14 protein-coding genes are annotated in these 19,019 nt (G+C 62.5%); 5 read left to right on the top strand and 9 right to left on the bottom strand.

The features are described from left to right. Nucleotides 1-4: 4 nt before the first annotated feature. The 5 genes from lpxB to tilS are packed head-to-tail and all read left to right on the top strand — an operon-like array spanning nt 5 to nt 7,428. Nucleotides 5-1,135, top strand: a complete 1,131-nt coding sequence (lpxB, locus tag B3C1_RS15475; RefSeq protein ID WP_336391128.1) for a lipid-A-disaccharide synthase — start codon at nt 5-7, stop codon at nt 1,133-1,135. After that, a complete protein-coding gene (gene rnhB / locus B3C1_RS15480) occupies nt 1,129-1,698 on the top strand; it encodes a ribonuclease HII (RefSeq protein ID WP_008485980.1) in 570 nt (189 codons plus the stop codon). Before lpxB ends, rnhB begins: the two co-directional genes overlap by 7 nt. Then, on the top strand, nt 1,695-5,201 hold the full coding sequence (gene dnaE / locus B3C1_RS15485; protein WP_008485981.1) for a DNA polymerase III subunit alpha: 3,507 nt from the start codon (nt 1,695-1,697) through the stop codon (nt 5,199-5,201). The genes rnhB and dnaE overlap by 4 nt, the downstream gene beginning before the upstream one ends. Nucleotides 5,202-5,230: 29 nt before the next feature. Next, a complete protein-coding gene (accA, locus tag B3C1_RS15490; protein ID WP_008485982.1) occupies nt 5,231-6,187 on the top strand; it encodes an acetyl-CoA carboxylase carboxyl transferase subunit alpha in 957 nt (318 codons plus the stop codon). Next, the gene (gene tilS / locus B3C1_RS15495; RefSeq protein ID WP_008485984.1) at nt 6,187-7,428 is read left to right on the top strand and encodes a tRNA lysidine(34) synthetase TilS; all 1,242 of its coding nucleotides are present in this window, start codon (nt 6,187-6,189) and stop codon (nt 7,426-7,428) included. Before accA ends, tilS begins: the two co-directional genes overlap by 1 nt. Here tilS and B3C1_RS15500 read toward each other — a convergent pair. The 9 genes from B3C1_RS15500 to B3C1_RS15540 all read right to left on the bottom strand — a co-directional run bounded on the left by B3C1_RS15500 (nt 7,425) and on the right by B3C1_RS15540 (nt 18,937). After that, on the bottom strand, nt 7,425-8,558 hold the full coding sequence (locus tag B3C1_RS15500; protein WP_008485985.1) for a patatin-like phospholipase family protein: 1,134 nt from the start codon (nt 8,556-8,558) through the stop codon (nt 7,425-7,427). The genes tilS and B3C1_RS15500 overlap by 4 nt on opposite strands. A 109-nt stretch (nt 8,559-8,667) precedes the next feature. Beyond that, entirely contained in the window at nt 8,668-10,383 is a 1,716-nt protein-coding gene (locus tag B3C1_RS15505; protein WP_008485986.1) for a proline--tRNA ligase, read from the bottom strand. A 148-nt stretch (nt 10,384-10,531) separates the two neighbouring features. Continuing rightward, nucleotides 10,532-12,019 (bottom strand): ABC transporter substrate-binding protein, encoded by a 1,488-nt coding sequence (locus B3C1_RS15510; protein ID WP_008485987.1) that lies wholly within the window; start codon nt 12,017-12,019, stop codon nt 10,532-10,534. Between the two features lie 49 nt (nt 12,020-12,068). Beyond that, on the bottom strand, nt 12,069-12,764 hold the full coding sequence (gene tsaA / locus B3C1_RS15515; protein WP_008485988.1) for a tRNA (N6-threonylcarbamoyladenosine(37)-N6)-methyltransferase TrmO: 696 nt from the start codon (nt 12,762-12,764) through the stop codon (nt 12,069-12,071). Next, nucleotides 12,764-13,153, bottom strand: a complete 390-nt coding sequence (rcsF, locus tag B3C1_RS15520; protein ID WP_008485989.1) for an Rcs stress response system protein RcsF — start codon at nt 13,151-13,153, stop codon at nt 12,764-12,766. Before rcsF ends, tsaA begins: the two co-directional genes overlap by 1 nt. A 3-nt stretch (nt 13,154-13,156) precedes the next feature. After that, nucleotides 13,157-14,386 (bottom strand): amidohydrolase family protein, encoded by a 1,230-nt coding sequence (locus B3C1_RS15525; protein ID WP_008485990.1) that lies wholly within the window; start codon nt 14,384-14,386, stop codon nt 13,157-13,159. Continuing rightward, nucleotides 14,386-17,388 carry an amidohydrolase family protein gene (locus B3C1_RS15530; RefSeq protein ID WP_008485991.1) on the bottom strand — a complete coding sequence of 1,001 codons (3,003 nt, stop codon included), beginning with the start codon at nt 17,386-17,388 and terminating at the stop codon, nt 14,386-14,388. The genes B3C1_RS15525 and B3C1_RS15530 overlap by 1 nt, the downstream gene beginning before the upstream one ends. 111 nt (nt 17,389-17,499) lie before the next feature. Further along, nucleotides 17,500-17,937, bottom strand: a complete 438-nt coding sequence (locus tag B3C1_RS15535) for a hypothetical protein (protein WP_008485993.1) — start codon at nt 17,935-17,937, stop codon at nt 17,500-17,502. A 97-nt stretch (nt 17,938-18,034) separates the two neighbouring features. After that, entirely contained in the window at nt 18,035-18,937 is a 903-nt protein-coding gene (locus B3C1_RS15540; RefSeq protein ID WP_008485995.1) for a LysR family transcriptional regulator, read from the bottom strand. Nucleotides 18,938-19,019 lie beyond the last annotated feature (82 nt).

Consider the following 19,019-nt stretch of genomic DNA (forward strand, 5'->3'; position numbering starts at 1 on the left):
GGTGATCATGTCCAGACCATTACGGGTGGGCATGATCGCAGGCGAGGCCTCCGGCGACCTGCTGGGGGCCGATCTCATGGCCTCCTTGCAGGCCCAACATCCCGACATTCAGTTCTACGGCATCGGCGGCCCGCGCATGCAGGCCCTGGGCTTTGAAAGCCTTTTTGACATGGAAGAGCTGTCGGTGATGGGGCTGGTGGAGGTGCTCAAGCACCTGCCACGCCTGCTGCATATCCGCAAACATATCGTCCGCCATTTCATCGACAATCCCCCCGACGTGTTCATTGGTATCGATGCCCCCGACTTCAACCTGGGGGTGGAAAAGCGCCTCAAGGACAAGGGCATCAAGACGGTGCATTACGTCAGCCCCTCGGTTTGGGCATGGCGGGAAAAACGGGTATTCAAGGTCAAGGCCGCCACCGACCTGGTGCTGGCGCTGCTGCCTTTTGAAAAGGCCTTCTACGACCGTTACCAGCATCCCTGCGTCTTCGTCGGCCACCCGCTGGCCGACCGCATGCCCCTGGACGTGGATGTACCGGCGGCCTGGCAGGCCCTTGGCCTTGCCGAGCAGCACCCGACCTTGGCCATACTGCCGGGTTCCCGTGGCGGTGAAGTGGCCCGCATGGCGCCACTCTTTAAAGAAGCGGCGCTAAAGCTCAAGGCCGACAACCCGGCCCTGCGCTTTTTGGTGCCAGCCGCCAATGCCAAGCGCCGCGAGCAAATCGAAGCGGCCTTTAGGGATGTGGCCGATGTGACAGTGGTGGACGGCAAGGGCCGCGACGTAATGGCCGCCAGCGACGCCGTGCTACTGGCCTCCGGCACCGCCACCCTGGAGGCCATGCTGGCTAAAAAGCCGATGGTGGTGGCCTACCAGGTGCACCCCTTTACTTATTGGCTTGCTAAGAAGCTGGTGCGGGTAAACCGCTTTAGCCTGCCCAACCTGCTGGCCGACGCCGACTGGGTGCCGGAACTGATTCAGGAAGACGCCAGCCCGGATGCCATCTTTGCCGCTGTCAAAGGCGCCTTAGGGGAAGCCCAGCAGGACAACCCGGCCCGTTTTCGCGCCCTTCATGAGCGCATTCGCCAAAACGCCTCCGAGCAGGCGGCCAAGGCAGTATTGGAGCTGTTATGTTGATTGCCGGTGTCGATGAAGTGGGCCGTGGCCCCCTGGTGGGAGACGTGGTCACCGCCGCCGTGATCCTGGACCCGGCCAACCCCATCGCCGGGCTCACTGATTCCAAGAAACTCAGTGCCAAGCGCCGCGAGGCCCTGGCCATCGAGATCCGTGAAAAGGCCCTGGCCTGGTGCGTGGCAAGGGCCACGCCGGCGGAAATCGACGACATCAATATCTTCCAGGCCACCATGCTGGCCATGAGCCGGGCCGTGGAAGGCCTGAGCCTGGTGCCGGATGTGGCCCTGATTGACGGTAACAAGGTGCCGAAGCTGGCCATGCCGGCCCGGGCCATCGTCAAGGGCGATCTACTTGAGCCTGCCATTGGCGCCGCCAGTATCCTGGCCAAGGTGGCCAGGGACGCCGAGATGCTTGCACTGCACCAGTGTTACCCCCAATATGGCTTTGACAAGCACAAGGGTTACCCCACGGCCGAACACCTGGCAAAGCTGGCAGAGTTGGGCCCTATCGACGAACATCGACGCAGTTTTAAACCGGTGCGCCTGGCACTGGGACTTTCAGCATGAGCACTCCAAGCTTTATCCATTTGCGGGTCCATTCCGACTTTTCCATGGTTGACGGTGTGGCCAAGGTCGGCCCCATCGTCAAGGAAGCGGCCGCCCAGCACTACCCGGCCCTGGCCATTACCGATCAGGGCAACCTCTGTGGCCTGGTGCGCTTTTACGGCAGCGCCCATGGTGCCGGTATCAAGCCCATTATCGGTGCCGACCTGTGGGTGACCAGCGGACCCATGGGGGACCAGCTATACCGGCTGACGGCCCTGTGCCTGGACAACACCGGCTACCAGAATCTCACCATGCTTATCTCCAAGTCCTACCTGCGTGGCTATGTGCAGGGCCGCCCCGTGGTGGACAGGGACTGGCTGGCCCACCACAACGAGGGCCTGCTGCTGCTGTCCGGGGGCAGGGAAGGGGACCTGGGCATAGGCCTGTTGAAGGGCAACCAGCAACTGGTGGATGAAGCCCTGGGCTTCTACCAGCAATATTTTGCCGACCGCTTCTACCTGGAGCTGCTGCGCACCAACAGGCCGGACGAGGAAAACTACCTCCATTATGCCGTGGAGCTGGCCCAGGCCAGGGGTATTCCGGTGGTGGCCACCAACGAGGTGGTGATCCTCAAGGAAGAGGACTTCGACGCCCACGAGACCCGGGTTGCCATCCGCGACGGTTATGTGCTGGCCGACCCCAACCGCCCCAAACGCTACAGCAACCAGCAGTATTTGAAATCTGCCGAGCAGATGGCGGAGCTGTTCTCTGATATTCCCTCGGCCCTGGAAAACAGCGTTGAAATCGCCAAGCGCTGTAACGTCACCATCCGCCTTGGCGAATACTTCCTGCCCAACTTCCCCACCGGGGAGCTGAGTATCGAGGACTTCCTGGTCAAGGTGTCCGAGAAGGGCCTGGAAGAGCGCCTGACTTTCCTCTTTCCCGACGAGAAGGTGCGGGCCGAGAAGCGCGGCGAGTACGACGAGCGCCTGAAGATCGAGCTGGACGTGATCAACCAGATGGGTTTTCCCGGCTACTTCCTGATCGTAATGGAGTTTATCCAGTGGTCCAAGGATAACAACATTCCGGTAGGGCCGGGGCGGGGCTCGGGGGCGGGGTCATTGGTGGCCTATGCCCTGAAGATAACCGACCTGGACCCCCTGGAATTTGACCTGCTGTTCGAGCGCTTCTTGAACCCCGAACGGGTATCCATGCCTGACTTTGACGTCGACTTTTGCATGGACAAAAGGGACCAGGTCATAGACCACGTGGCCGAGCTCTACGGCCGCGATGCGGTATCGCAGATCATCACCTTCGGTACCATGGCCGCCAAGGCGGTGGTGCGGGACGTGGGCCGGGTCATGGGCCACCCCTACGGCTTTGTGGACCGTATCTCCAAGCTCATTCCCGGTGACCCGGGCATGACCCTGAAAAAGGCCTTCGAGGAAGAGCCGCGCCTGCAAGAGGTGTATGACGCCGACGAGGAAGTGCGCGCCGTTATCGACATGGCCCGCAAACTCGAAGGGGTTACCCGTAACGCCGGTAAACACGCCGGGGGGGTGGTGATTGCCCCCACCACCATCACCGATTTTGCGCCCATCTACTGCGATGACCAGGGTAACCACCCTGTTACCCAGTTTGACAAAAACGATGTGGAATACGCCGGGCTGGTCAAGTTCGACTTCCTGGGCCTTAGGACCCTGACCATCATCGACTGGGCGCTGGAGATGATTAACCCGCGCCTGGAACGCATGGGCAAAGCGCCGGTGGATATTGCCGCCATTCCCCTGGACGACAGGTACAGCTTCTCCAAGCTGCTCAATGCCGAAACCACGGCGGTGTTCCAGCTCGAATCGAGGGGTATGAAGGAGCTTATCAAGCGCCTCAAACCCGACTGTTTCGAAGACATGATAGCCCTGGTGGCCCTGTTCCGGCCTGGCCCTTTGCAGTCGGGTATGGTGGACAACTTCATCGACCGTAAGCACGGCCGTGAGGAGCTCTCCTACCCCGACGCCCAATACCAGCACGAAAGCCTCAAGCCCATACTGGAGCCTACCTACGGCATCATCCTCTACCAGGAGCAGGTGATGCAGATAGCCCAGGTGCTGGCCGGCTATAGCCTGGGCGGCGCCGACCTGTTGCGCCGGGCCATGGGTAAGAAAAAACCGGAGGAAATGGCCAAGCAGCGGGCCACCTTCGAAGACGGCGCCAAGGCCAACGGCGTCGACGGCGAACTGGCGATGAAGATCTTCGATCTGGTAGAGAAGTTCGCCGGTTATGGCTTTAACAAGTCGCACTCTGCTGCCTACGCCCTGGTTTCCTACCAGACCCTCTGGCTCAAGGCCCACTTCCCGGCCGAGTTCATGGCGGCGGTAATGTCCGCCGATATGGACAACACCGACAAGATAGTGACCCTGGTGGACGAAGTGCGCCGCCTGGGCCTTGTCATGCAGCCGCCGGACGTCAACGTCGGCCTCTACAAGTTCACCGTCAACGACAAGGGTGAAGTGATCTACGGCATAGGGGCCATCAAGGGGGTAGGGGAAGGCCCTATCGAGGCCATCCTCGAAGCCCGCGACCAAGGGGGCCCCTTTAGCGATCTCTTTGATTTTTGCAATAGGGTCGACATCAAGAAGGTCAACCGCCGGGTGTTGGAAAAGCTGGTCCAAGCCGGCGCCATGGACAGCCTTGGGCCCATTAAGGGCAGCCTCAAAGGGCGCCTGGGCGAGCAGCGGGCGCGGCTCTTTGCCACCTTGCCAGAAGCCATCAAGGCCGCCGAACAGCACACTAAGGCACAGAGTATCGGCCAGGGAGATCTGTTTGGCCTGGTCAACGAAAGCCCCGAAGATAACCAGCAGAGCTTTGCCCAGGCCGATACCTGGCCGGACGAAGTCTGGCTGCAAGGGGAACGGGACACCCTGGGGCTTTATCTTTCTGGCCACCCAATAGACAGATACCTGGGGGAACTCAAGCACCTGGTGCGCTCAAGACTGTCCGACGTTCAGCCGACTCCTAAAGGAGGGAGCGTGGTCCTGGCCGGCCTGGTGCTGGCGGTACGCCCCATGATCAACAAGCGCAACGGCAAGCGTTGGGGTATTTTGACCCTGGATGATGGCTCTGCACGATTAGATGTCATGCTATATGCTGACACTTACGAGCAATATCAGGATTTTTTGGCTCCGGATCTGGTATTGGTGGTCGAAGGACAGGTCAGCTTTGATGACTTTTCCGGGGGCTATAGAATGACGGCACGTAATGTGATGACCATCACTCAAGCCCGTGAACGCCATGCCCGGGGTTTGACGTTGCAGGTCGCGGACCACATCAGCCCCGAGCAGTTGCTGGGGGTGCTGGAGCCTTTCAGCCAGGGCACTTGCCCTGTCACCTTGCACCTGGCTAACCAGGAAGCGGCGGGTGAATTGAACCTGGGAGTGCGTTGGCGGGTGATGCCGGAGGACGCGCTGCTGTTCAAGCTGGGGACCTTATTGGGGAAAGAGGCGGTAACGCTTCAGTATGACGCTTAAGGCGAAGCCTTCAGGATAATGGATAGAACATGAGCCTTAACTTTTTGGAATTCGAACAACCTATCGCCGAACTGCTTGCCCAGATCGAAGAACTCAAGGCGGTAGGCGACAACAACGGTGTCGATCTCAACCTCAACGAGGAGATCGGCCGTCTTAACGACAAATGTGACGAACTGACCAGGAAGATTTTCAGCGATCTGACCCCCTGGCAGGTGGCTCAGCTGGCCCGTCACCCACAGCGCCCTTACACCTATGACTACGTCAAACACATCTTCACCGAGTTTGACGAGTTGGCCGGTGACCGCGCCTATGCCGACGACAAGGCCATTGTCGGTGGCGTTGCCCGCCTGGAAGGGGAGCCGGTGATGGTGATCGGCCACCAGAAGGGCCGCGACGTGCGTGAACGCACCAAGCGTAACTTCGGCATGCCGCGCCCCGAAGGCTACCGCAAGGCCCTGCGCCTAATGCAGATGGCCGAGCGCTTTAAGATGCCGATCATGACCTTTATCGACACCCCCGGTGCCTACCCGGGTGTGGGCGCCGAAGAGCGCGGCCAGTCCGAAGCCATCGCCCGCAACCTAAAGGTCATGGCCACCCTCAAGGTGCCGGTGATCTGTACCGTTATCGGTGAAGGCGGCTCCGGCGGCGCCCTGGCCATCGGCGTGGGTGACCGGGTCAACATGCTGCAATACTCCACCTACTCGGTGATCTCCCCCGAAGGCTGCGCCTCCATCCTGTGGAAGAGCGCCGACAAGGCCAGCGTGGCCGCCGAGGCCATGGGCATCACCGCCGGGCGCCTCAAGGAACTCAAGCTCATCGACACCGTTATCGAAGAGCCCCTGGGCGGCGCCCACCGTAACGCCACCTTGACGGCCGAGCGCCTCAAGTCCCGCCTTATCACCGACCTTGACGCCCTGCGCGGCCTGGACGGTGACACCCTGCTGGACACCCGTTACGAGCGCCTGATGGGGTACGGCTACTGCTGATGCAGGCTGTACTCGACGCCCTCGATACACAACTGAGCCCCCGCCTTGGCGGGGGCTCTGTGATCCTGGCCCTGTCCGGTGGCCTGGACTCCCTGCTGTTGCTCCATGCCCTGGCCCCTTGGTGCCAACAGCAAGGGCATCCCCTCAAGGCGGTCCATGTCCACCATGGCCTCTCTGCCAACGCCGACGCCTGGGTTGCCCATTGCCAGGCTGCCTGTGACCACTTACAAGTGCCCTTGGCCGTCCACCGCCTAAACCTGCAAAAAGGCCCGCGCCAAAGCCTGGAAGCCCTGGCCAGGGACGGGCGTTACCAGGCGCTGGCGGCGGCCATGGCGCCGGGGGATTGCCTGGTCACCGGCCACCACCAGGACGACCAGGCCGAAACCTTCCTGCTGGCGGCCCGCCGGGGCTCGGGCCTTGAGGGGCTCGCTGCCATGCCGGTGGCCAGGGCCTTTGGCCCGGGGCTTTTGGTCAGGCCGCTGTTGGGGCTGAGTCGCCAACAGCTGGAACACGAAGCCCAGGGCCTTCATTGGGTGGAAGACGAGTCCAACCAAGACACCGCCTTTGACCGCAACTTCCTGCGCCAACGGCTTCTGCCCCAAGCCAACCAAAGGCTGGGGGGCTTTAGCCAGGGCTTGGCCCGCAGCGCCGGGCTCTTGCAGCAGGAGCTGCCGGCCCGGGACTGGCTGCTGGCCCAGGAGCTAAGGCGCCGCTGTCTGGCTGACGGTAGTTTGGATCTTGCCGAGGTGCCGTCCGAGGCGGCGGCCTTGCTGCTAAGGGCCTGGACTGCTGAGCTGGGGCTCAGCCTGTCCCATAACAGCCTGGCCCAGATGCTGAGCCAGCAGCAGGCCAGGGAGGACGCTTCGGTGCGGGTGGGTCCCTTTGGCCGCTTCCAGGGCCGCTGGTACCTGATACCGCAGGCCCTTGGGGAAGTTGAGCTGCACTGGCAGAGCGGCCTGGGCCTGGCCAGCATCCAGGGCCTGGAATTGACTCAGGGGCTGCCTGGCAGCACGTCTTTTCACCCCCATGACAGGGACAAGGGCCGGACCTTGAAGAAACTGTGGCAGGAATGGGGCATTCCCCCCTGGCTCAGGGCCCATTGGCCGCTGCTGGTGGATAAGAACGGCGTTCTGGTGGCGGTGCCGGGTCTGGCGGTCAGCCAACCCCTGGCCGTCACCGACGGCCAATTTCCCACCCTGGCGGCCCCTTCGGCCTTGATGGCCTTCCAGCGCCTGCCTTAAACCAGTCCCAGGTGCGGTGCCAGGGCGCCCCTTTGGGCCTCGGCGTCCGCCTCCCCCAGGGCGATGAGCTCTTTACAGTAGGGGCTTTCAAAGAGCAGATAGGACAGCAGCGAGGATTCCGCTTCGTCCGCTACCCCCACCCGGCCCAGCAGCCAGCGCACCGTCTTGGGCAGCACCTTGTAATGGCGCGCCGCCAGCTTATCCAGATCCTGGCTGGGCTGGATCACCATGACGTTAAGGGGCCTTAAGGCCAGTTGCTGGCGTTTTCGCTCCGGCACCAGCTCCAGGGTCTGGTTGATGCGCCAGGCCCTTTCCATGTCGGCGTTAAGGGCGTCGGTAAAGATGGTGTCTAGCATATGGCCGGCGATGGCCCCCACGGTTGGCGGGTGGCTGGGGTTGCGGTTTTGCACCGGGATCTGGTGGTGCTGGGTCCCTATCACCAGGATCCGCTCGGCCCCAAGGTGGATGGCCGGGCTCAGGGGGCTGAGCTGGTGGATGGTGCCGTCGGCGAAATACTGGTTCTTGATACGCACCGGCGGAAACAGGAAGGGCAGGGCGGTACTGGCCATCAGGTGCGCTTCGTTGAGGTGGGCCCTGACCCCCATGCGCCGGGCCCGCTGCCAGGGGTGACAGTCCTTGACGGCGGTAAAGAAGCTCACCGAGGTGCGCTGGCTATAAGACGATGCGGTTATGGCCAGGGCTCGCAGCCGACCCCGGGTCAACTGGTGCTCGAGGCGTCCAAAGGGGATGTTGTCCGCCAACAGCTTTTGCAGGGGGGCCGGGTTTAGCAGGCAGGGTTGGAGCTGGCGGGCGTAGTCGGCCTGGAAGAAGCGAGCCAGGCGGCGAGTGAGATGGCTGCTCAAATGCCAGAGATCGGCGTGGAACACCTGGCCGGTGTGGAACTGGCTCCACACCCCTTCCAGTTGTTTGACCCCCTTGCAAAGGCAAGAGGCCCAGGCTGCCAGGGCGGTGGCATTGATGGCCCCGGCCGAGGTGCCGGAGAGGATATGAAAAGGCAAGCCCCTGTGGGGCCCCTGCCAGCGCCCTATGGCCTTGAGCACCCCTACCTGGTAGGCAGCGCGGGCGCCGCCTCCGGAGAGGATAAGGGCGGTGTGGACAGGGTTGAACATGACTGGCCTCTGGCGGAAATCCTGCTATATCAGCTTAGATTACAACGCCTTAACCTGCCCTCTGGTAGGATAAGCCAAGAAAAAGCCCCGCAGATGCGGGGCTTTTTTATCAAGCTTGCAGCTTGGCCTTGAGGCTGGCCACCACCTGGTCGAGGGGCAGGTTGTCCTTGTCGCCGCTGCGACGGGACTTGTACTCCACTTCGTTGGTGTCCAGGCCACGTTCACCGATGATGATGCTGTGGGGAATACCGATAAGCTCCATATCGGCGAACATGACGCCGGGGCGCTCTTTGCGGTCATCGAACAGCACCTCGATACCGGCGGCCTGCAGCTCCTGATAAAGCTGCTCGGCGGCGTCCTGTACCCGGTGGGACTTGTGCATGTTCATGGGGATGATCACCACCTGGAAGGGGGCGATGGCGTCCGGCCAGATGATGCCCTTGTCGTCATGGTTCTGCTCGATGGCGGCGGCCACTACCCGGGATACGCCGATGCCGTAGCAGCCCATTTCCATGACGGTGGCCTTGCCCTGCTCGGACAATACCGTGGCTTTCATGGCTTCGGAATACTTGGTGCCCAGTTGGAAGATATGGCCCACTTCGATACCGCGCTTGAGCTCGATGGTGCCCTGGCCACAGGGGCTGGGGTCGCCGGCTACCACGTTGCGGATATCGGCAACGGCGGCAAATTGGGCATCGCGGTCCCAGTTGACGTTGGTGTGGTGCTTGCCATCGACGTTGGCGCCGGCGGCAAAGTCGCTCATCACCGCCACGCTGCGGTCCACGATCACCGGCAGTTTCAGGCCAACCGGGCCCAGGGAGCCGGGGCCGGCACCGATGGCGGCGCGGATGGCGGCTTCGTCAGCAAAGGCGAAGGGGCTGGCCACCTGGGGCAGCTTCTCGGCCTTGATCTCGTTCAGCTCGTGGTCGCCACGGACCAGCAGGGCCACCAGGGGGGCCTCTTCGCTGGCACCTTTGACGATCAGGGTCTTGACGGTCTTGTCGATGGCGATACCGAACTGGCTGACCAGGTCATCGATGGTCTTGGCATTGGGGGTGTCCAGCAGCGCCAGTTCGGCGCCGGGGGCGGCACGCTCGGCGCTCGGGGCCATGGCCTCGGCCATCTCGACGTTGGCGGCAAAGTCGGAACCGGTGGACACCGCAATCAGATCTTCACCGCTGTCGGCCAGTACCTGGAACTCATGGGAAGCGCTGCCGCCGATGGAGCCGGTGTCGGCCACCACGGGACGGAAATCCAAGCCCATACGGCTGAAGGTGTTGCAGTAGGCCTGGTGCATCTTCTGGTAGGTGTCTTCCAGGCTGGCCTTGTCTAGATGGAAGGAATAGGCGTCCTTCATCAGGAACTCGCGGCCACGCATCACCCCGAAACGGGGGCGCACTTCGTCGCGGAACTTGGTCTGGATCTGGAACAGGTTCAGGGGCAGCTGTTTGTAGCTGCTCACCTCACCGCGTACCAGGGCGGTGATCACTTCTTCGTGGGTCGGGCCCAGTACGAAGTCGCGATTACCCCTGTCCTTGAAGCGGCACAGCTCGGGGCCGTAGGCTTCCCAGCGGCCGGACTCCTGCCATAGCTCGGCGGGCTGGACCACCGGCATGGACACTTCCACGGCACCGGCTTTTTCCATTTCCTGGCGCACTATGGCTTCGACCTTTCTCAGGGTGCGAAGGCCGGTGGGCAGCCAGGTGTAGAGGCCGGCGGCGATTTTACGCACCATACCGGCACGCATCATCAACTGGTGGCTTTTGACCTCAGCGTCGGCTGGGGTTTCCTTAAGGGTGGACAGCAGATATTGGCTGGTACGCATCTTCCGAACTTGGCCGTCAAAAAGTGAAAAAAGGTGCTGTAGTGTAGCAGCCCCGGCGGCCCCCTAGAAGCCCAGGTGGCGGCCCATTCTGTGCTCTTCCAGTTGCGCCAGCAGTTGGGTGGCATTGCTGCCCGGTTGCACCGGCAATCTAGAAGCCCGGGTGGCGGCCCATTCTGTGCTCTTCCAGTGGCGCCAGCAGTTGGGTGGCGTTGCTGCCCGGTTGCACCGGCAATACCGCCCAGGACAATACCAGCCCAAGCGGCGGCCCCAGCTGTAGGCTAAGGGCTTCGGCAAAGCTTTCGGCTTGCGGGTGGTTGGCCCTTGGCAGGTACATCAGCAGCCGGGCACCGTCGCCCCTGGCCAGGATGTCTCCGGCCAGGCACTCGCGCTTGAGGCGCTCGGCCAGGGCCTTGAAGGCCTTGTCGCCGCTGTCAAAGCCCTGGGCCAGGTTCAAGGAACGCAGGTTATCCACGTGCACCATCAGCAGCCAGGCGTCCTGTTCGTTCCTGTCCATCAGCCGGCACAGGCGGGCCCGGGTGGGCAGGCCGGTGATGGAGTCATGCTCCAGGCGGTGTTCCAGGCGGGCCAGGCGGGCCATGTTGCGCTGCAGCCGGCCCTGGGCCAGGCGCCAGCGCCAGGACAAGAGCCCAAGGGCGCTAAGGGCCAGTGCCAGGGCCAGCCAGGGCAACCAGTGCCAACTGGCCGGGGCGGCCGGCTGGTAGAGGAAGGTGCTGATGTCGTCGACCTTGGGGATTTGGCCAATTGCGGCCAGTTCATCGGCGATCAGCCGCCAACGCCTGGGGTTCATGTGCCCAATGCTCACCAGGTCCGGCATGATCAATTGGCGGGCAGTGTCCAATTCGAAGCGCATATGGCCCTGGGACTTGCCGATGCTGTAGTGCTGGTTGATGAGATCCAGGGTTTCCTGGGGGTGGTCCAGGGCGTAGGCCCAGCCCCTCAAAGAGGCACGGCGAAAGGCGGCCACCTGGTCCGGGTGGGCCTTGAGGTAGTCCTGGTTGGTAAAGAGGATGTCGGAGTAAAAATCCATGCCCAGGGAGCGGGGGTCGAGGATCAGGTAGGGGAGCCCCAGCTTGTCCAACTGGTAAGGCTCGTTGGTCAGGTAGGCGTTGAAGGCGTCCACCTTGCCGGAGATAAAGTCCTGGATGTCGGTGGAGGTGTCGACCCGGCTCAGCTGCTCCGGGCTGATGCCGGCCTTGTTGAGCATGGCGATGATCTCCGGGTCTAGGCCGCCGGGAAAAAACATCACCTTGTGGCCCACCAGATCCCGCACCGTCTTGATGCCCTTGTCGGTGCGTGCCACCAGCACCGAAGGGGAATGCTGGTAGATGGCGGCCAGGGCCACGAAGGGATAGCCTTCGGCCCAGAAGCTCAGTACCTCCATATTGCCGACCCCGAACTGGGCCCGCCCTTCCTGCACTTCTATCACCGGAAAGCGGTTGGCATTGCCCTCGCGAATGGCTACATCCAGCCCTTCGTCCTTGTAAAACCCCTTGTGCAGGGCCACGTAATAGCCGGCGAATTGAGGCTGATGGTGCCAACGCAGTTGCAGGGTGATGGGATCGGCGGCCAGGGCGAAGCTGAAGAGAAGGGCGAGGGCAGCGGCCAGTCGCAGCATGGAGAGTCCTTGAACCATAGAGGCGTGAAGCCACTATGGTTCAAGGTCTTCACTGAGTAAAGCCTTGGATATCCAAGACTTGCACCTGATCGTCTTTGACCTGAAAACGCACATTGAGGCCAGAGAGCTTGACCCCGTAGGCCTTGTCGTCGGCTTGGCCCTTGCGGTAGGCCGGCCTGGGGTCCTGGGCCAGTACGTCGCTGATAAAGTCCTGCAATTCTTCCTTGCCGGCCTGGGCCAGGGCGGCAAGGGCCTCTGGGGTCCAGCTTACCGCCAATACCTTGGGCGCCTCGGGTGCATAACCGCCCTTGGCGTCGGCCAGGGCGTCGGCGTAGGGCAGATAGGGCTTGATGTCGAGGATGGGGGTGCCGTCCACCAGGTCCAGCCCCCCCAGGGTCAGCACCCCGGCCTGGGCATCCACGGCTTTAAGTTCCACCACCGACAGCCCTATGGGGTTGGGCCTGAAGGTGGAGCGGCTGGCAAAAACCCCGGTCTTGGCGTTGCCCCCCAGGCGCGGTGGCCGCACCAGGGGCTGCCAGCCCCGCTCCAGGTGTTCGTGGAACACGAATACCAACCACAGATGGGAGAAGGCCTCGATGCCGCGCAGGGCCTCACCCCGGTAGGGGGCTTCCAGCACCAGGGACGCCTCTGCTGAGGCGACCAGCCCAGGCTGGCGGGGCACGGCGAATTTCTCGGCGTAGGGGCTGGCGATATGGCCTATGGCCTCGAATGAAAAGGCGCCCATCAGGGCGCCTCCATTTTGATGGCCTGAGCCTGGCAAATGGCCTGGGTGAGGCAGCCGGGGGCGGCGTCCTCCCCGCCCAGGGTCAGGCATTGGCGAACCACTATGGCGTTGGCCCCAAGGGCAGCCGCCTTGGCACGGGCGTCGGTGCGGGCGTCGCCGATTTGCGCCGGCCGCTCGTTGGCTGCCTCCTGGCAGGCTTCACCGCTGACCATGCCCAGTACCCGGTAAGGCTGGCCTGCCAGGGCGTCACTGCTCAGCACCTGAACCTGGCCCGGGGCGAAGTAACCTTCGATACGGGATTGGTCGAGGTTAGTGTTGACCTGGTAGTCGGTGGCGCAGCCGCCGAGCAGCAGGGCCAGCAGCAGCGGCTGCGACAGGCCTTTGTTCATTCCTTACTGTCCTTTCTGTTGGTACTTGCGGTACAGGCGTTTTTGGCGATTATCCAGATCCACGGCCGCGCCGTCGATATAAAGCGCCTTGACGCTGACCCCGCCGTAATCGAACAGGGGATGGTCGGTGAGCAGCAGGGTGGCGCTGCGGCCTACCGCCAGGTCGCCGTACTGCTTGCCGATACCCAACAGGTTCGCCGGCACCTGGGTCACCGAGGCCAAGGCCTTTTGCGGGTCCAGGCCCCAGGCCATGGCCTGGCCTACGGCAAAGGGCAGGTCCCGGGACGACCAGGAGCTGGGCAGGGCGATGGCCACTTCTACCCCGGCCTTGTCGAGGATGCCGGCCAGGGCAAAGGCCTCGTCGTAGGGGGCATCGTCACTGGACGGCAAGCCTTGGGGGCTGGTCACCACCACAGCCACCTGGCGGCGGGCCAGGTCCTTGGCGTAGGTTTCGGCGCCACGGCCGCCCACCAGGGTCCACTTGAGGCCGAAACGGTCACCAAAGCGCAGGATCTGGTGGATGGCGGCGCCGCCATCGGCATGGATAAAGAGGGGGATGCGTTTTTCCATCACCCCGGTCATGGCTTCCAGGTTGGCGTCCAGCAGCTGCTGTTCACTGTCGGAACGGCGCTGGCGATAGGCTTCGGCGTCGGCGAAGTAGTTTTCCAACTTTTCGCGGGCCTGTTCGTCGCCCACCTCTGGCCAGTAGAGGTGCATGCCGGTGTCTTCACGGGCCATCATGTCCCGGCGGTTCCAGCCGTCCAGGCGCATGACGGCAGAGCGGCCGGCCACCAAGCCGCCCTGGGGGGCCACTTCCACCAGGGCTACACCGTTGGAGCGCACCGTCGGCAGCAGCTCGGAGTCGGCGTTAAAGGCGGTCTCGGCTGCCACTTCCGGGGTAAAGGTGCCCACTTCTTCCACGTCGTTGGTAGAGCGCACCGCTTCGATTTCCGACAGGCCCAAGTAGGTGGACAGGCCTATCATGCCGGGGTAGAGGTGCTTGCCGCTGGCGTCTATTACCTGGGTACCGACCGGGGCCTTGAGATCGGCGCCAATGGCGGTGATAAGGCCTTTTTCAAAGAGCAGATCAGTGTTGGCCAGGGCGCCGTTTTGGACGCTGTGCACCGTGGCACCCTTGATCAGGACAGGGGCGCTTTGGGGCTTGCCGGGCAGCATGTCGTTGGCCAGGGCCGGCTGGGCAACAAGCAACAGGGCAGCTATCAATGAACGCATTACATTTCCTCCAGATGGCTGTCCATGTCTTCACAGTGCCAATGCACTACGGCAGGGCGGTAGCCTTTGCGGTCCTCTGCCGGCGTTTCGCCGCTGTTGAGGATCTTGTTGATTAGGGCTGCTTTCTCGGCCTTGATGGCGCTGCGTTCCACCAGATCCTGCTTGCGGTCAAAGTAGCGTTTGCCGTCCACCCAGGTCGCCTGGACCCGGGCCCGGGCCGACAGGGGGTTGGCGTCCCACAGCACCAGGTCGGCGGCCTTGCCTTCCTTGATGGAGCCGGTGTACTGGTCAATCTTGAGCTGCTTGGCCGGGTTGATGGTGGCCATCTTCCAGGCTTCTTCCGGGCTCATGCCGCAATAGGCCATGGACTTGGCCGCTTCCAGGTTCAGGCGGCGGATCAAGTCTTCCGAGTCGGAATTGATGGAGGTCAGTACCCCTTTGTCGTGCATCAGGCAGGCGTTTTGGGCGATGGCGTCATAGACCTCGAACTTGTAGGCCCACCAGTCGGCGAAGGTGGACGCCGAGGCGCCATGGGCCTTCATTTCGTCGGCCACCTTGTAGCCTTCGAGGATGTGGGTGAAGGTCTGGATCCGAAAATCGAACTCTTCCGCCACTTCCATCAGCGCCAGGATCTCCGAGGCCACATAGGAGTGGGCGTGGACGAAGCGCTCCTTGTTCATGATCTCCACCAGGGCGTCCAGGCGGTAGTCACGGCGTGGCGGCAGCACTTCGCTGCGGTTGCGCCTGGACAGCAGATCGTAGCCGGTGCGGGCTTCCTGGTACTCGCGGGCGGTTTGGAAAGCGTCGGCAACCAGGCTCTTGACCCCCATGCGGGTCTGGGGATAACGCACCGTAAAGGCATCCCCCCAGTTGGACTGCTTGACGTTTTCCCCCAGGGCGAACTTGATGGAAGCCGGGGCCTCCTTGAACTTCATGTCCTCGGCGGTTTCGCCCCAGCGCAGCTTGATCATCTGGGCCTGACCCCCTATGGGGTTGGCCGAACCGTGCAGCAGCTGGGCACTGGTGGTGCCGCCGGCCAGGGCGCGGTAGACGCTGACGTCGTTGGGATTGATCACATCACCGATACGCACTTCCGAGGTCACGGCGTTGGCAAATTCGTTGACGCCGCCGCTGATGGCGATATGGCTGTGTTCGTCGATGATGCCGGCGGTCAGGTGCAGGCCGGTGGCGTCTATCACCTGGTAGCCGCGCGGCGTGGAGAGATCCTTGCCTATCTTCTCGATGACGCCGTCTTCCACCAGCACATCGCTGTGCTCGAGGATGCCGTCCTTTTCAGAGGTCCAGACGGTGGCGTTCTTGAAGTGCAGTTTTTCCTGTTTGGGGTGGGCGGCCAGGCCATAGGCCTGGTTGGGGAAAGTGACCCGGCTGACCAGTTCCTGTTCGCCGTTTTCTTCCGCTTTTTCATCTTCGGCGGCCTTGGTGCTCACCACCAGGTTCTGCCAGGCGCCCCCTTGGAAAGAGGCCAGTTGCGGCGCCTTGGCGCTGCCCGACAACAGCCAGTAATGGCTGCCGGCCTCGTCAACCCAGCGCAGCTGCAGGTGCTGGTCTTCAAACTGGCTGGACAGCTTGTCTACCGCTTTGTCGCCAAGGCTCAGGCTGGCACCGCCGTCGGCTTTGACCGACAAGCTGTAGCCCCCCGCCACCTGATAGTCGCCCCAGAGGGCGGCCTGGCTCAGGGGAACTTGGCTGTGAGGCTGGCCTTGGGTCCAGGTGGACAGCACCTTGCCGTCCTTGAACAGGTTGCCGGAGGCCAGCACGAAGTCGGCCATCATGCCGGGCTTGAGTTGGCCGGCAATGGTGTCGATACCACTGACCTTGGCCGGCACCGTGGTGAGGGCGGCCAGGGCCTTGTCTTCACTCAGGCCGGCTTCAATGGCCTTTTTCAAGGCTGGCCAGATGGAGCCTTCCAGGCCGTGGCGGGTAAAGGCGATAGCCACGCCTTTGTCGCTCAGGGCCGCCGCGCTGCTGGGGGCCCTTTCCCAATGACGCAGATCCGCCAGTTGCGCCCGCTCCAGATCCGCTTCACTGGTGACCTTGGGGGGCTTGGGGAAATTGAGCGGCAACACCACGGTGTTGGTGGCCTTGGCCACTTCGTCGGCGCGGTCGTATTCGAAGTTGGAGCCCAGGTAGACGGGGTTTAGGCCAAACCCCTTGAACAGGGTAGCGGCGCTTAGCAGCTCGTCTTCGTGGCGGGTGGCCAGCAGTACCCCTTGGCTCTTAAGGTTGCCAAGGGCGGCCAGGTCGGCGTTGGCTTCCAGTTCGGCCTTGGCGGCCTCGTGGCTCTGGGCCTCTTTGTACCAGGCGGCATCCGACAGGGTCTGGCGCACCAGGGCCATGGCCCCCATCAGGGAGCTGGGGTAGGCCTGGGGGGAGCTGCCCTTGTCAAAGGCCATGAACTGGCGGCCGCTGTCTTTATAGATCAGCTGGTTGCTGGGCAGGTCCGCCAGGGAAAGAGACACGCTGTAACCTTGGAAAACGCCGTCGAGGCGGGCGCTGGCCAGGCTGGTAAAGCCGTCTTCCAGGTAGGGTTTGGCCGCTTCGCTATCGGCCTTGGCCTCACCGCGCCAGACCTTGGCACCATGGATGGCGGCATTGGGGGCGGTGGCACCGGCCCTGGGCCAGGCGTAATGAGGCACGTCGTCATTGACTGGGCCATAGGCCTTGTCCGGCAGGCCGTAATTGGAATAGGGGTCAACAAAACCCGGGTAAATCCAGGCGCCTTGGGTGTCTATTACCCGGGCCCCACTGGGCACCTTGCCGCCCACCGACAGGATGCGCCCGTCCTTGATCACCAAGGTGGCGTCTTCACGTTTTTCCCCTGGGGCTGTTACCAGGGTAGCGTGGGTCAAGGCCAGGGTCTGGCCCGGCTTAGAGTAGAGGCCGTGCGGGTCTGCGGTCTGGATTTGGCTGCCATGAGACAGGAAGGGCAGGAGCGCACTGGCGAGAACAGACAGTTGTACTGTCTTTTTCCTTGCCGTCATTGGAGTTTCCCTTTTGGTTTTATTAGCACCATCTCAACACAGGGATCACGGCGGCGCAACGGCCTGCCGACCAACCGCTGTTAAGACAGGAACAAGCGAAAGGGCTGCCTTTTAGCGGGGGGGCTGGCTCAGGTGCTGGCGCAGGAAATGGTCGAGCTGGCGCAGTTCATCATCGTTGGCATTGCCGTAATAGGCCTGGAAGCAGACCTTGGAACCGTCCCGGCATTGCAGATTGAGCTGAGTGTGCTTGAGGGTTTGCTGGGGCTGGATGCTGACTATCTTGTCCAGGGCCAGGGCCTCAAGGCGGCGGCTGTTGACGGCCTTGAACTGGAGCTGGCCCTGCTGCACCACCAGGAATTCTTCGGCGGGGTTGTTGAGCACCCAGTAGACCAGGGCGGCGGATACGCCGGCACCCAACAGGGGTAACCAGTCCGGCAAGCCCATCAGGGGCAATAATAGCGACAGCAGGGTTATGCCGATGGCCAGCCCCAGGATCTGTACGCTCAAGGGGCGAGGGCGATGCAGGCTATGTCTGGCAGTCGCGTTCATTTGGACGTCTTTGCTTCCATGCATGGTGCCACAGTGTGTCCCAGCCCCTGCGGTGGTGCAAGGGTTTTCTCTGCAAATTCACCGTATAAACAATTGCTTAATCTTCGACCTCTGGGAGCCCGTGCAAGGCCATAATATTGTTGGCCAGCAGCCGGGTGCCGGGGCCTATCTGGTCCGGATCCGGAATCACCAGGTTAAGGACACCGGCCCTGGTGCCGCCGTCTTTGATGCTGAGCAGCTTGAGGCTACCATCGGCCAATTCCGCTTCCACCCAATGGCGGGGCACCCAGATAAAGCCCATGCCGCCTTTGAGCACCGGCAGGGCGTCGGCAAAATGGCCGAAGGTCCAGCGGTTTTCCGCCTTGAGCCAGCCCTGGGTTTCCCTGGGCTTGTTGGCGGTATCGCGGATCACCAATTGCAGTTCCTGGGCCAGCTCGTCGGCGGCAATGGCCTTGGTGCGGCCGGCCAGGTGGTGGCTGTGGTGCACCACCGGCACCATTTCCACCGTCATCAGGGCCTGGCCCATAAAGCCCCTGGGGATAATGCTGGTAATGGCGATATCCACCTTGCCGTCGAGGATCAGCTCTTCTGAACCGGTGATCACCGAGTTGTAGACCTGTAGCCGCGAGCCCCGGCTCAGGGGTTGGAAGCCTTCCAGCAGCTGTACCAGCAACGATTGGGGGTAGATGGATTCTACCGCCAGGCGGATCTCCGGCTCCCAGCCACATTCGATATTGCGGGCCAGGCTCTCCAAGGTCTCGACGGTGTCGGTCAGCACCCGGGAGCGGCGCAGCAGCACCTCGCCGGTGGGGGTCAGGAAGGCTTTGCGGCCTTTGACCTCCAGCAGGGCAACCCCCAACTGGTCCTGGAGCTTGGATACCGCATGGTTGAGTGACGACTGGCTTTTATTGAGGGCCGCCGCAGCCTGGGCGTAGCCGCCGTTGTCGACGACGGCCTGGAGCATGCGCCATTGTTCGAGGGTGGTCTTGGGCCTGTACATGATTTGCCTCTTTCTGGGTTGCTGCCAGCTTGCCTGAAAATGGCCATTTTGGAAAACGGCGACTGGCCTCAACTTTTTTCGC

Origin of the sequence: Gallaecimonas xiamenensis 3-C-1 (assembly GCF_000299915.1) — a bacterium.
Taxonomy (GTDB): Bacteria; Pseudomonadota; Gammaproteobacteria; order Enterobacterales; family Gallaecimonadaceae; genus Gallaecimonas; species Gallaecimonas xiamenensis.

Excerpts from the sequence above, each read along its gene's own strand:
- B3C1_RS15500 (WP_008485985.1), bottom strand. The coding sequence starts at position 8,558 with ATGTTCAACCCTGTCCACACCGCCCTTATCCTCTCCGGAGGCGGCGCC.
- B3C1_RS15535 (WP_008485993.1), bottom strand. The coding sequence starts at position 17,937 with ATGAACGCGACTGCCAGACATAGCCTGCATCGCCCTCGCCCCTTGAGC.
- accA (WP_008485982.1), top strand. The coding sequence starts at position 5,231 with ATGAGCCTTAACTTTTTGGAATTCGAACAACCTATCGCCGAACTGCTT.
- B3C1_RS15540 (WP_008485995.1), bottom strand. The coding sequence starts at position 18,937 with ATGTACAGGCCCAAGACCACCCTCGAACAATGGCGCATGCTCCAGGCC.
- dnaE (WP_008485981.1), top strand. The coding sequence starts at position 1,695 with ATGAGCACTCCAAGCTTTATCCATTTGCGGGTCCATTCCGACTTTTCC.
- B3C1_RS15525 (WP_008485990.1), bottom strand. The coding sequence starts at position 14,386 with ATGCGTTCATTGATAGCTGCCCTGTTGCTTGTTGCCCAGCCGGCCCTG.
- tsaA (WP_008485988.1), bottom strand. The coding sequence starts at position 12,764 with ATGGGCGCCTTTTCATTCGAGGCCATAGGCCATATCGCCAGCCCCTAC.
- B3C1_RS15505 (WP_008485986.1), bottom strand. The coding sequence starts at position 10,383 with ATGCGTACCAGCCAATATCTGCTGTCCACCCTTAAGGAAACCCCAGCC.
- tilS (WP_008485984.1), top strand. The coding sequence starts at position 6,187 with ATGCAGGCTGTACTCGACGCCCTCGATACACAACTGAGCCCCCGCCTT.
- rnhB (WP_008485980.1), top strand. The coding sequence starts at position 1,129 with ATGTTGATTGCCGGTGTCGATGAAGTGGGCCGTGGCCCCCTGGTGGGA.
- B3C1_RS15530 (WP_008485991.1), bottom strand. The coding sequence starts at position 17,388 with ATGACGGCAAGGAAAAAGACAGTACAACTGTCTGTTCTCGCCAGTGCG.
- rcsF (WP_008485989.1), bottom strand. The coding sequence starts at position 13,153 with ATGAACAAAGGCCTGTCGCAGCCGCTGCTGCTGGCCCTGCTGCTCGGC.
- B3C1_RS15510 (WP_008485987.1), bottom strand. The coding sequence starts at position 12,019 with ATGCTGCGACTGGCCGCTGCCCTCGCCCTTCTCTTCAGCTTCGCCCTG.